Genomic DNA, 11,297 nt, shown 5'->3' on the forward strand with positions numbered 1-11,297 from the left:
CAACTTCATCTGTTTTTTCTTTTTGGTTAACCTTGCCCGTAACGTCAACAAGACCTTCAATGGAAAATACTCCGTCCCCAATTTTTGAAACTTCAGGCTGCCTGGTCTTGGTAAGGTCTTCGGTTACCCACTTCGGATCCGTAGGGTCGCTAACCCCTTCAACATATTCGCCGCGCTCGGCGGCCAGAACCTGATTAGCGTCCGGACGTTGCTTTTGAGCCTCTTTTACCAGTTCGGCACCAACTGCTTTAATGTCGGAGGAGAGTGTTTCCAGTTTTGCGCTGCTATCCTCTCCGGCGATTACTTGGTTTGTTGCATCCAGTGTGACTGCAGCAGATGGAATATGTCCCGCCTTGGTAAGCGTCTCAGCGCTCGGGGTATCATGCTTATGTTCAGTCAGATTCGCGTTGATGTAGCCACGCAACCGATCTGGAAAAGGAGTTATTCCACTGGATGCTTCCCTGATCAGTGCAAAAATCGCTGCACGGGAATAATCAAGGATGCCTGGTGTGCTCCGTAATGCTGCAGACCATTCTTTAAATGGACTTTCTTTCTTCTGTACTATTTCCTTCGCGCGGCGGTGGACTGATGCCGGAAAATTATAGATGTCAAAATCCATAGGCATCGTTGCAAGAGCGATCTCTATATCCAGAGTATCCAGCGAATGCTGATAATCCGGATTGCGGTCAGTTTTGTTACCGCCGCCAGCATTGGCGCCGGCATCGGTTTTGTTTATTGAGGTGATATAGTTTCCAGCAGCCCATTCCTTTGTAAGGATCCCGCGGTCAATGTGCGACGTTTCAAGCCACAATTTGGCGAACTGAATTTGCTTGCCGAGCTCATGGCGTTTCCCCACAGGAAATACGCTCTTAAATGCACTGGTAAATTTCCACAGGCCAGGCATATCATATTTTTTAAGCTCCGGAATATTTTCTGCCGTCAGCAGCAGATTCTGCACAACGTGATTATCCGTATCCATTTCCATCGCTGAAAGGCGGTTACGATGAGGAATGCTAATGTGATACACGTGACGCTCGTCGGCCATATACTGGGCAAGCAGCTGCGTGCGGAATGACATTTCCGCCAGGTTGAAGAGTGCTTCTTCATTGTTCGAATAGTCCTCTTCATCGCTATTTGCAGGAGAGATATCGTTTTCTGGTTTACTGGAGGGCTGTGGTTCAGCAGCCGCTGGCGCAACGATTTTTTGCCATGTCAGCCCGTCTTCACCACCAAGCTCGTAGCGATCGCACCAGGTGTCATCCAGTACACCTTCTTCCGGTAAGTCATCAACGATGAGCCAGTTGGTGCGGATCGGCAGCTGATGGCTGGCGCCGCGGCCAACGTTAATTTCAGCGTCTTCCAGGATGTCCAGGATTTTGCGCTCGGCGCGAGAATCGGATTTAGCAGAGAACCAGCAGAAGAGACTTTTCGCTTCGTTTGCTTTTGCCTTCGCTTTAATGAGATACGGGTAGTTGTTCATTGCGTTTGGGCTCCTTTGGATTGTAAGATACCCGGCAGCTGATGGCAGCCGCCCTGGTGGTGGTCATTGGTCAAAACTCGATTCCGGAAAGCTTTGGTCGGCTGACCGGGTACTTAACCCGCCTTGCGCGGGTTTTGTGCTTTATGGGGCTGGCGAATCGGCCCGCAGCAGCTGTGATACGCGAACGTCGTCAAGCGCTCGCAGGATAGGCTCAAAAGTTTTATGGGCTGGCAGTTTAGATACCGCAGTGATCACTTCTGTAACGGTGATGTCATCGCCGCGGGGGCTATAACCACCACCTGGGCCACGCTGTGAAATTACCAGGTTACCCGCCCGCAGCTTTTTGAAGATCTGCTCAAGGTATGAAGTAGACAGCTTTGACTCTTTACTGATGGCCGTCAGTGAAACGGGCGAGCCGTCATAGAGCTTATTCAAAGTGGCGGCGGCCTGGACAGGTGCCAGAACGCGTTTCATTCCAAATTCCATAATCACTTCTCCGGCCGTAACGGCCATTGGTCAAAACTCGATTCAAAAACTCGCTGCAGGCTGTTGGTCGTCAGCCATGTTTTGTGCATTTCGGTAGGGGAGGCACTGGCCCTGTACTTTTTGTTCATCGGCGTTGCTGTTGCAACTGGCCTCTGATGGATAAACACCGATCAGAACATCAGAGCATTCACCAGTGAGAGCACAAACGCTGATGACAAGGGCAAACAGGGTATTCATGCCTCAGCCTCAGGGTTTCCTTTCTGCGCCAGCAAGTAACACAGCTGGCGTAGTCTCACCTCGAACCAGTTCAGGCGGGTCGCCTGGTTCCCGGTAGGTACTCGGGCAAAATCCTTCATAGTTATCTCCAGTTAACTCAGTATTAGGATGTGGTTTTGCAATGCGGCGCCGGGTGCCTCCCGGTGACGGCAGCCAGTTAACAACTACCGCCGACAACTTTTTCCCCACAACGTGTGAATAACCGCCATGTTTACTTTTTTAACTGTGTCGCGTGCGCATAGCCGCATTCACCGCATTGCAAACCCTGATTTTTTATTTTCACTACTTCGACGCGCTTCGTCGGTGGTGTCGTGACGCTGATCTTCACGATTGAGCTTTTTCACCCTGCAATTCACCACCACGAAGCGCGCAGGATTTCCATTACATTTCAGAAGAGGCGCAGTCTGCCGGCTTACCTGAAAGCGCCGCGGTAAACTCGCTGAAACTCAGCGCCTCCTCACCTTCAGAGAGGCTTTCGAAATAGTCTTCATATGCTTTATCCATACTCATTTCTTTCCCTTAAGGCCGGGCAGCCGAACGTTGAACCTGCTGCGATTGATATTGCTGTCATCTCATCCGGTGTTTCGTATGCCGCCGGCAGCTACTTCGTGGGCTTCCTGCCTCGATGACTTGCTGCGATGGAATTATTAAAGCATTGGTTTATGTTTGATGTCAACATTGGATTTATACAGATGCAAACTTTTGCTTTAATCGAGACAGGGGAGCTGTTGGAGTGATTGAGGCTGCGCGGCAGGCAAAAAAAACCGGCATTTGCCGGTTTCATGGGGTGAGATCAGAGATGTTAGTTAGTGTCGCTAGCCTTAAATCGACCACGGAGATATTTCTCAACATAATCATCGATTTCTTTTAGGCGGACTTCAAACGTATCAATCATTCTCTCTTGTTCAGCCTCAGGTAACTGCCTAAACAGACGTAACATTTTGCTCTCATTTGGCTTGAGGCCTGAATCTTCAGATACTTTCTCTCCAAGCAACCAAGTTACAGACACATTGGCAGCTTCCGCGAGGGCAATTGCGGACTTTTTACTGATTACTCCTTTCTTAAACCACCCATTCACCGCTTGAGGTGTAACTCCAGCAATGCGAGCCATATCCGCCTTGCTGATCCCTCTTTGAGTAATTTCTTCCAAACGAGCAATCAGTTGGTTGTTGAGTTCTTCAGTGTTTTTCATAAGCCCATTGTAAAGGTTTAGTTTATAGTCACAATAAATTAAAAATTTGCATTGAATATAAACCTATGCTTTATTATGCCTAACTTAACGAGGAGATAGATATGACAGCCCTTGATAACGCAATTCGAGTAGCTGGCTCAGCCAATAAATTTGCATCAACGCTTGGAGTAAGCGGCATGGCAGTAAGTCAGTGGAAAACAAAAGGTATTGTGCCTTCATCGCGAGTTTTACAGGTTTTTAATGCAACGGGCGTTACGCCTCATGAATTACGTCCTGATCTATATCCGAATCCGACGGATGGAATACCTAAGGAGTGACCATGCAAACCACCTCTTTTGAAAATCATACTCCGGTGATGAGTATGCAACTGAAAACGGAAAATCAGTATTTGCCCCGTCGGCGTGACGGCAAGAAATGCCGAGCCATTTTGGCCGCCGTTCAGGAATGGGAGTCCTCATTACCTGGGCGTGCGCAAGACCACGTCGCGCAGCTGGTGGCCGAACAGTGGGAGAAACAAAACGGGCGCGGTATCAGCGTCAATAAACAAAATCTGTATCGCTACCTGAAAAACGAGGGCGGTTCAGAGAAGTACACCAGTTATGTCATCCAGCTTTCGGCGGCGATCGCTGATGCAATGCCGATAGAGATCGCGCGCAAACATGGCCTAAAACATGGCTTAACTGAAACTGAGCTGGTGGCCAATGCAATCAAAGAATGCAGCGAAGCGCACCAGGCCAAGTTACTTGGCGCACCTCTGCAGAAACTAGAGCGTGAAATACGGGAAGCTGCAATTGCACTTTTTAACATGCTCCCTGCAGATGCGGCGGGACCACTACTGGCGAGCATCAGCGCCGTAGCGCCGCAGTTTTTCTAATCGAGTTTTGACAATGACCACCAGCACCAGCTGGTTAATAAGAGGTTTCAGATGGCCCGCATCAGAACAGTTAAACCTGAATTCTGGACAGATGAGAAGGTGGTGGAATGTTCAATTCCAGCGCGTCTCCTGTTTATCGGGTTGTTCAACTTCGCCAACGATATGGGATGCCTTGAGCGTTCGCCAAAACGGTTGAAGATGCAAATCTTCCCTGCGGACGCGCTCGATTGCGAACCACTAATACAGGAACTGATTACTCATGGATTACTCACTGAGTATTCAGTGAATGATGTCTGCTATTTGCAGATTAAAGGTTTCCTTAAGCATCAAAAAATAAACAGGCCTTCGGCCTCAAAAATACCTCTTCCGCCAGAATTCACTGAGTCTAAGGCAGGAAAGGAAGAAAAGAGAGCTCCTAATCAAGGAGGGCTCAGTGAGGACTCAGTGAATCCTCATGGAGGACTCACTGACGGAAAAGGAAGGGAAGGGAAGGGAAAAGGATCAAACCCCACTCTCTATGCGCAGGAGAGAAATTTTCCCCAGCAACCTCAGTATCTACCTGGAGTGGATATTCCGATCGGAAAATTCACCATGCACGACCTTTGGCTGCCGTCACAGGACTGGCCGCGACTGGCTGCTACCTGGGGTATAGCGCTTCCCGAACCGGCATACCTGCCTACAGAGCTGGCAGAGTTCATCGCGTACTGGAAATCCGAGGGGAAAGTGTTCACTCAGATTCAGTGGGAGCAGAAATTTGCCCGCAGCGTGATAAGTGCCAGAGCCAAATCTAAACCACAACCAGCAACCGGAGGTAATGGCCATGCAGGAATTCAACCAGCTAACACTGCATCCCGGGCAGTTCAGGAAATTCAGGCAGCCAGAGAGCGCTGGGAAAAGCAAAACGGACTTGCTGGCGGCGGATACGGCTTGGCGGCTATGGACGGTAATGGGGGAGATATTCTCGAACCGGTGGACCCAGAAGAACGGGGCGGCGCCCTCGGATATGTGGATTGCCCAGATTGGATCGATGAGTGATGCCCAGATTATGCTGGTCTGCAGGCAGTGTATGGAGCGCTGTGCGGCGGGAAACACATGGCCGCCGGATCTTGCTGAGTTCGTTGCGCTGGTGTCAGCCAGCGGTGCTAATCCATTCAATCTGACATCCGATGCAGTGATGGCGGAGTACAAACGCTGGAGAAACGAATCTTATCGATACTCGGGCAGCGACAAATATCCATGGAAACAGGATGTTCTGTATCACATTTGCATTGAGATGCGCAGAACCGGAGTTGAGAGGAACCTGACGGAGGGAGAGCTGAAAAAACTGGCAGAAAACTTACTCACGAAATGGACTAAACACCTGGCTAACGGGTTTTCGATTCCTCCGATTCGTCGGCAGTTGGCAGCACCGAGGCATCCAGCTGGGCCGACGCCAGCGCAGGTTCTGATGGAAGAGTACAAACGCCGCAAGGCGGCAGGTTTAACCAAGTAAACGAGTTTTGACCATGACCAAACAATCAAAAACCAAAGTAACCAAAGCACAGATGGTGCTTGCCATCGTTAGCCGGACGCCAGAATGCGTCCTGCAGGATGTCTGCGATGCGCTGGACTTGCAAGCCAGTACAGCAGGTAACTTGCTGCGGCAACTCCATGCCGCGGGAAAACTCCATCGTACCCATAACGGTTGCCAGTATGTCTACCGGGTTGTTGCAGGCGTTGAGGCTTCCGATGTTGCCCTGCCGCAGACTGCAACACCATTATCTGAAGAGGATGTGAAGAAAGTCCAGGACGCACTGGCCCTGGCGAAGACGCTGGAAGACAAAAAGCTGTGGCGCCGGGCTGCGACTGTTTACACATCGATGCTTGGGATGACTACAACAGCAAACGAACTCTGGTTGCTTGCCAAAATGCGTAACCGCTGCCTGCGCAAAGCGACGAGGTGCTGATTATGCCTAAAATGGAATCAACAGCAGCTGGTACGGGATGTCAAAGCTAAGTTTAAATATCCCGGGGTGAGGCAAAGCTGAGATGTCCGCTGAGTGCCAGGAGCGGACATTACTGACACAAACACAACCAGCAAATGGATTACCGGGCAGCCCGGGGGCGACATTTCCGGGAGACAATCAACTGGAAACATTTTAATGTGAGAGTTTATGCAGGTCACAGCGTATGTATTACCATATGCCATTGGAAGAATGATGCATGCTACCTTTGAGTGTGGAATAACCAGAAGCCTATTGCGCCGGAGGATGTCTTGCCATGTTGACCGATCTCAGCAGAGATGAAAGTAAAAGACTTGCGGCAATCGACTTGTTGAAAAATCCTGACAAGGGCCGGGATGATGCGTTAAAAAAATATACTCATCTAATATGCCAATTGCTGAACATGCCGATGGGCTTTGTTTCTGTTCTCGATGAAGAAAAGCAATACATCAAATCAGCCCAAAATGTTGCCGTCACGGAAATCAGCCTGAGCGAGGCATTTTGCGTACAGACCCAGGAACAGAGTAAGACATTCATTTGTCATGACACTCATCAGCACCCTACCTTTCGTGACTATCACGCGGTGAAAGAGGCTCCATTCATTCGCTTTTATGCAGGCTGCCCACTTAAAACCCAGGATGGAGTACCCATAGGTACCTTGTGTATCCTCGATACTCAGCCCAGGGAACTTTCAGACGAGCAGCTCGATCTTTTTGAAAAGATTGCAGGACTTATATCGGATTTTCTGGCCTCGTGGCACTCCGTCGGCTACCTCGATATAGTCACGCTATTACCAAACCGGCAGCGACTGCTGAAGGATATAGAGGTTTCAACTGAAGGCGCATTCAGGCTCGTCATTATTGATTGTATTGATATGCCATTAGCCTACGAAATGGCTCGCTCACTCGGTATGACTGCCGTAGAAAATCTACTTCGTAATATGGTCGCAGAGCTGCAGATCCGCCTGCCTTTAGAAGGGCCGCTCTACGCCGTGGCAGTTGGACGATTTGCCTTTTTTACCCATAAGGAAAAAACTCGGACATTAGAAGATATCTCTCAAAGCCTTCAGGGGATCCAGGCCAGGTTTACCCCTGAAGTTCCCCTTGATCTGGATATTCACATGGGTGACTCCGGGCTTTGCGATAAATCTCTGACATCGAATGAAATACTGCGCCGTGCAGTCAGCGCATTGCATGAAGGGATAAGTCAGGGGCGCCGGTTTACAGTTTATGATGACGCACTGGATAGCCGTAAGAAGACTGATTTCAGCCTTCTTACTGAAGTTAGACAAGCGCTACAAGAAAACCAGGGCTTATATCTGGTTTATCAGCCGAAAATCTCACTGGTGACAGGGCGTGTGACGGGAGCCGAAGCTTTGCTTAGATGGCAACATCCTAAAAACGGCGAAGTGTTGCCGGGTGTGTTTATTCCTCTGGTCGAAAAGACCAGCCTGATGCGTGAACTCACAGCATGGGTTATCGATCACACGATTGTGCAACTGAGTGCCTGGCAAAGCCGTGGAGTTTCTTTACCTGTGTCGATTAATCTGGCTGCCAGTGATTTTTCAAGACCAGATTTCTGCGATGAGCTGGAACAGAAAATGCTGGACGCGCGTCTGGATCCCGCCCTGCTGGGGGTGGAGTGTCTGGAAACCGAGAAGATGCTGGAAAGCCCCGCTGCACTTATCGGCCTGGACATGCTCAAACAACGCGGATTTAAAATATCTCTGGATGATTTTGGTTCCGGATACAGCAACATTAATTACCTGCGACAAATCCCGATGGACATCATCAAGCTTGACCGCTCTATTGTGAGTAAGGTTGCTGGCGACAATGCCAGCCGCATCATTGTTCGCAACGTTATCACACTCCTCAAGCAGCTCGACTATATCGTTCTGGCCGAAGGAGTCGAGGACGCCAGGACCGTTGATATTTTAAGAAGGCTGGGCTGCGATGAAGTTCAGGGCTATTTTTTTGCCAAACCGATGACCCCTGATGCTTTTGAAACCTGGTATCACGGCAGAGACGAAGCCTTAAAGTGAACGAGTATTAAGTAAATACGTATGCTCGCCTGCCCGTAATATACAAATAAGAAGGGAACTGGTCATCCTGACCTGCTCTCCATTGATTATCAGAGGCCGATGCTCGTCCTGCATCCGGGTAATCATGACAAATTCTCACTTCCGCTTCTCGCTCAAAGCAGCCTCTTAGAGACTTGCGTGCGGAAAGATTCGGGTTGCATTTGGGGATCGCAATGGACATCAATCAGCATCGAGGATGAATACGTGAATACTGGGCAGGTATGCCGGATACCCCCTCCCGCTCCACGGGCGGAAGGGGGTAAATAATAATGTCAGGCCGGTCTGCCCGCGAATAAAGAAGTCGCTATTTTTTTTGGGTGATTTTCGTCACTGAACCTGTTTGAGTTTTGTCCCCGACAGCGCCGTACATCGACACCACATAAACGGCGCCATCAGGCGCGGCAGTCAGGTGGTTTGGTGTTTCATCCATCGGAATATTAGCGACCAGTTTACCGTCCTTGTTCAGAACAGCAACGGTTCCACCTGCACGCGTGGCGGCGAAAACCTGAGACGTCACTGGATCCCAGACGACAGATACGCCTCCGGCACCAATATAAGTATCTGCGAGAACCTTACCGTCCGCATCAAGAACCACGACATTGTTCGTTTCCTGGGAAGCAACGTAAAGACGGCCAGTCGCCGGATCGCGAGTGATGTCTGTTGCCCCCTGCGCCTCAGGCACTTTCACCGTCGTGCTCTTACCCGTTTTGAGATCAATCCAACCTACCCATGGCGTATCACGGCTGACGCCGAAAAGTTTCCCTCCTGCACTGTCAAGGGCAAGATCGGTATTGTTAAACATGTTTTTGCCATGTTCCACTACGAACTCAAGTTGACCGATGTGTTCAAGTGATTTTGTGTCATATACCTCGATAAATCCGGTCAGCGCTGCACTGACATAGGCACGATTGTGGGCTTCATCAATAATAACATCGCGTGGATGTACAACAGACCCTTCGGGAAAGACTTTCACCACAGAAAGGGTCTTTGCGTCATAGACGGTCACCGTCTCGGCAAGCGTGTTCGTCGTCCATACATGGTTATGGGCATTATCAACACCGACTCCGAATACTCCAATCTGCTCTCCCTTTTTGTCTTTAGGCAGCGTCGCCTCCGCTTCGACAGCCAGCGTTCCTGCGTTCAGTCTCATCAGCCGGCTACCATCCTTCGGGCCGCGTGCAGAAGTCACGAAGAGCTTCCCATCGGCCGACACTGCCGACTGGTAAGCCCGCTCACCGACGGGAATTGTTTGCAGCCTGAAAGCCTCAGTGTTTTTCGGGGGAACAACCTTGGACAATTTCAACATAACCTGCGAAACGCTCGCGGGATTTTGCGTGATAACAGTGAGTGGATGAAGGCCTGTAGCAGCGTCGGCCGGAACGTTTAGTGGAATAGTGAGATTTCCCTTCTCATCGGCAGCCAATGGCTTCGGCGTAAGGACTTCAGCACCATTCAGCATGGTGACAGTCGCACCTGTTGGCAGGTTCTTAATCGTGATCACCGTGTGATCTCCGGGCTTAACAGGAACTTCCCGAGATCCGGCACGAATACTACCTGGAAAGGTCGTGGTGGCTGCTGCCCATTGACTATCGGCGTATGCCGTTACGACGGTTGATATTGTAATAGTGGAGGCCAACAGCACTGAACGGACTGAAATTGTTCTCATCTTATCTCCATAAACTGTATTGATGCTGCATCTCAATGCAGCCACAGATTATTCCTCACGTACTGAGTGTTACCTTCTGCTATGAGAAATATGTCTTGTTATGAGCATACTCAATATATCACGTTGATGTAAATGATTATCATTACTGTTTTGGTGGTATATGAATGCCAGGAGTTTGATGTTCAGCGAGCTGAGTTTAGGGGGATCGCATTGTGCCAAGTGCGGACGCTCAGGAATTTAGTTTCAGCCACTTTAAAAGCGAGGTAAGCGACTCGACAGGTCCAGCATGACTACCAGGTGAGCGGGTTTCATCCCAGGGCATTGCATCATCAGTGCAGAAGTCTCCTGCACATTCCATTTCAAGACGTTCGTCAATTAAACCAACATTACAGAAGCATGTGACCGGGTGTTGCCACTTGTGTACTGACCATCTTAATAAATTCGAGTGTACGCCAGAGGTAGCAACGTTTCTTATCAACGGTGTTGATCACCACAAAAATGACTGTATCCCTGTGATAGCGGATTTCGTCCTTTGTGGAGAAAAGATCAATCTAAACATGAGCATGGGTTAGCGAAAAGTGGCATTAAACGCTTGAACATTTAACCTAACAAGTATACTGTTTATTTATACAGTATTTGCATGAGGAGCTAGTTATGAAAGTGGAAATCATAATTGATCGCCAAAAAAAATTGCCGGATGGTGCTGTGCCTGCTCTGGAGAAGGAGCTACTGCGGCGATTGGATCAAAACTTTAATAACTGCAGTCTTGTGATTCGTCGGGCCAGCTCTGATGGGTTGACCGTGCTTGGTGGAATGGACGGAGATAAAAAACGTGTAGAGGAAATCCTGCAGGACACCTGGGAAAGCGCTGATGACTGGTTTTGTTAAGTTGATGTCCAGTGGCTTGCCTGGTTTATTTTGAGGATTTTGCTGTGAGTAAAAAACAAGAAATGCCGAACACCGGCTATGCAATTATCAGATGCAACGATGGGGTGATAGTTGCTCGTCTGACATCCTTTCCTGTGTGTGAGCGCGCTCTGATGTACCGGCGCGGCGACACTGTTTCGTTTATGCCTTTGCAGCCGGATGAGATCGTGGGGACTCTCTCTCTTTTTTCACAGATGATTGAAAAGGCTAAGTCTGGAGTTGGTTACCAGGTTCCCCCTGGTTCTGTTACAATCCCGTCATAGGCCTGAACAACCTATACCTGCTGCGTCGCGGAGAGAAACCATGACGCAAACCCCCGAAGTATCAAAATCCC

At 49.5% G+C, this 11,297-nt stretch carries 14 protein-coding genes; 8 read left to right on the plus strand and 6 right to left on the minus strand.

Going from position 1 to position 11,297, the window contains the following annotated elements; all coding sequences use genetic code 11:
- The 5 genes from CWM61_RS28225 to CWM61_RS28245 all read right to left on the minus strand — a co-directional run.
- On the minus strand, positions 1 to 1,480 hold a 1,480-nt coding region (locus tag CWM61_RS28225), incomplete at its 3' end, for a RecE family exodeoxyribonuclease (RefSeq protein WP_100632252.1).
- Positions 1,481 to 1,621: 141 nt separating this feature from the next.
- Complete coding sequence (locus CWM61_RS28230) at positions 1,622 to 1,966, minus strand: Rrf2 family transcriptional regulator (RefSeq protein ID WP_100632253.1); 345 nt, start codon at positions 1,964 to 1,966, stop codon at positions 1,622 to 1,624.
- A gap of 42 nt (positions 1,967 to 2,008) precedes the next feature.
- Positions 2,009 to 2,203 (minus strand): DUF1482 family protein, encoded by a 195-nt coding sequence (locus tag CWM61_RS28235; RefSeq protein WP_021462581.1) that lies wholly within the window; start codon positions 2,201 to 2,203, stop codon positions 2,009 to 2,011.
- A gap of 420 nt (positions 2,204 to 2,623) precedes the next feature.
- Positions 2,624 to 2,746 (minus strand): hypothetical protein, encoded by a 123-nt coding sequence (locus tag CWM61_RS30035; protein ID WP_014228882.1) that lies wholly within the window; start codon positions 2,744 to 2,746, stop codon positions 2,624 to 2,626.
- Positions 2,747 to 3,044: 298 nt separating this feature from the next.
- The gene (locus CWM61_RS28245; RefSeq protein WP_012542200.1) at positions 3,045 to 3,434 is read right to left on the minus strand and encodes a helix-turn-helix domain-containing protein; all 390 of its coding nucleotides are present in this window, start codon (positions 3,432 to 3,434) and stop codon (positions 3,045 to 3,047) included.
- A 101-nt stretch (positions 3,435 to 3,535) separates the two neighbouring features.
- Between CWM61_RS28245 and CWM61_RS28250 the strand changes: the two genes are divergently transcribed.
- The 6 genes from CWM61_RS28250 to CWM61_RS28275 all read left to right on the plus strand — a co-directional run bounded on the left by CWM61_RS28250 (position 3,536) and on the right by CWM61_RS28275 (position 8,331).
- On the plus strand, positions 3,536 to 3,751 hold the full coding sequence (locus CWM61_RS28250; protein WP_100632254.1) for a transcriptional regulator: 216 nt from the start codon (positions 3,536 to 3,538) through the stop codon (positions 3,749 to 3,751).
- A 2-nt stretch (positions 3,752 to 3,753) separates the two neighbouring features.
- On the plus strand, positions 3,754 to 4,308 hold the full coding sequence (locus CWM61_RS28255) for a toxin YdaT family protein (RefSeq protein WP_014907826.1): 555 nt from the start codon (positions 3,754 to 3,756) through the stop codon (positions 4,306 to 4,308).
- 51 nt (positions 4,309 to 4,359) lie between these two features.
- A complete protein-coding gene (locus tag CWM61_RS30000; RefSeq protein WP_044522130.1) occupies positions 4,360 to 5,343 on the plus strand; it encodes a DnaT-like ssDNA-binding domain-containing protein in 984 nt (327 codons plus the stop codon).
- Positions 5,255 to 5,800, plus strand: a complete 546-nt coding sequence (locus CWM61_RS28265) for a replication protein P (RefSeq protein ID WP_162889620.1) — start codon at positions 5,255 to 5,257, stop codon at positions 5,798 to 5,800. The genes CWM61_RS30000 and CWM61_RS28265 overlap by 89 nt, the downstream gene beginning before the upstream one ends.
- 13 nt (positions 5,801 to 5,813) lie before the next feature.
- Positions 5,814 to 6,254 carry a PerC family transcriptional regulator gene (locus CWM61_RS28270; RefSeq protein ID WP_100632255.1) on the plus strand — a complete coding sequence of 147 codons (441 nt, stop codon included), beginning with the start codon at positions 5,814 to 5,816 and terminating at the stop codon, positions 6,252 to 6,254.
- 313 nt (positions 6,255 to 6,567) lie between these two features.
- Entirely contained in the window at positions 6,568 to 8,331 is a 1,764-nt protein-coding gene (locus tag CWM61_RS28275) for an EAL domain-containing protein (protein WP_064151304.1), read from the plus strand.
- 343 nt (positions 8,332 to 8,674) lie between these two features.
- On the opposite strand, the gene CWM61_RS28280 is transcribed toward CWM61_RS28275, so the two are convergent.
- Positions 8,675 to 10,036 carry a YncE family protein gene (locus CWM61_RS28280; RefSeq protein ID WP_048333319.1) on the minus strand — a complete coding sequence of 454 codons (1,362 nt, stop codon included), beginning with the start codon at positions 10,034 to 10,036 and terminating at the stop codon, positions 8,675 to 8,677.
- A 654-nt stretch (positions 10,037 to 10,690) separates the two neighbouring features.
- Between CWM61_RS28280 and CWM61_RS28290 the strand changes: the two genes are divergently transcribed.
- Together CWM61_RS28290 and CWM61_RS28295 are read left to right on the plus strand one after the other, a co-directional pair.
- A complete protein-coding gene (locus CWM61_RS28290) occupies positions 10,691 to 10,924 on the plus strand; it encodes a DinI family protein (RefSeq protein ID WP_040975731.1) in 234 nt (77 codons plus the stop codon).
- 62 nt (positions 10,925 to 10,986) lie between these two features.
- Positions 10,987 to 11,226 (plus strand): hypothetical protein, encoded by a 240-nt coding sequence (locus CWM61_RS28295; RefSeq protein ID WP_071583399.1) that lies wholly within the window; start codon positions 10,987 to 10,989, stop codon positions 11,224 to 11,226.
- Positions 11,227 to 11,297 lie beyond the last annotated feature (71 nt).

The organism is Klebsiella sp. K-Nf6, assembly GCF_002806655.1.
GTDB lineage: Bacteria > Pseudomonadota > Gammaproteobacteria > Enterobacterales > Enterobacteriaceae > Klebsiella > Klebsiella variicola.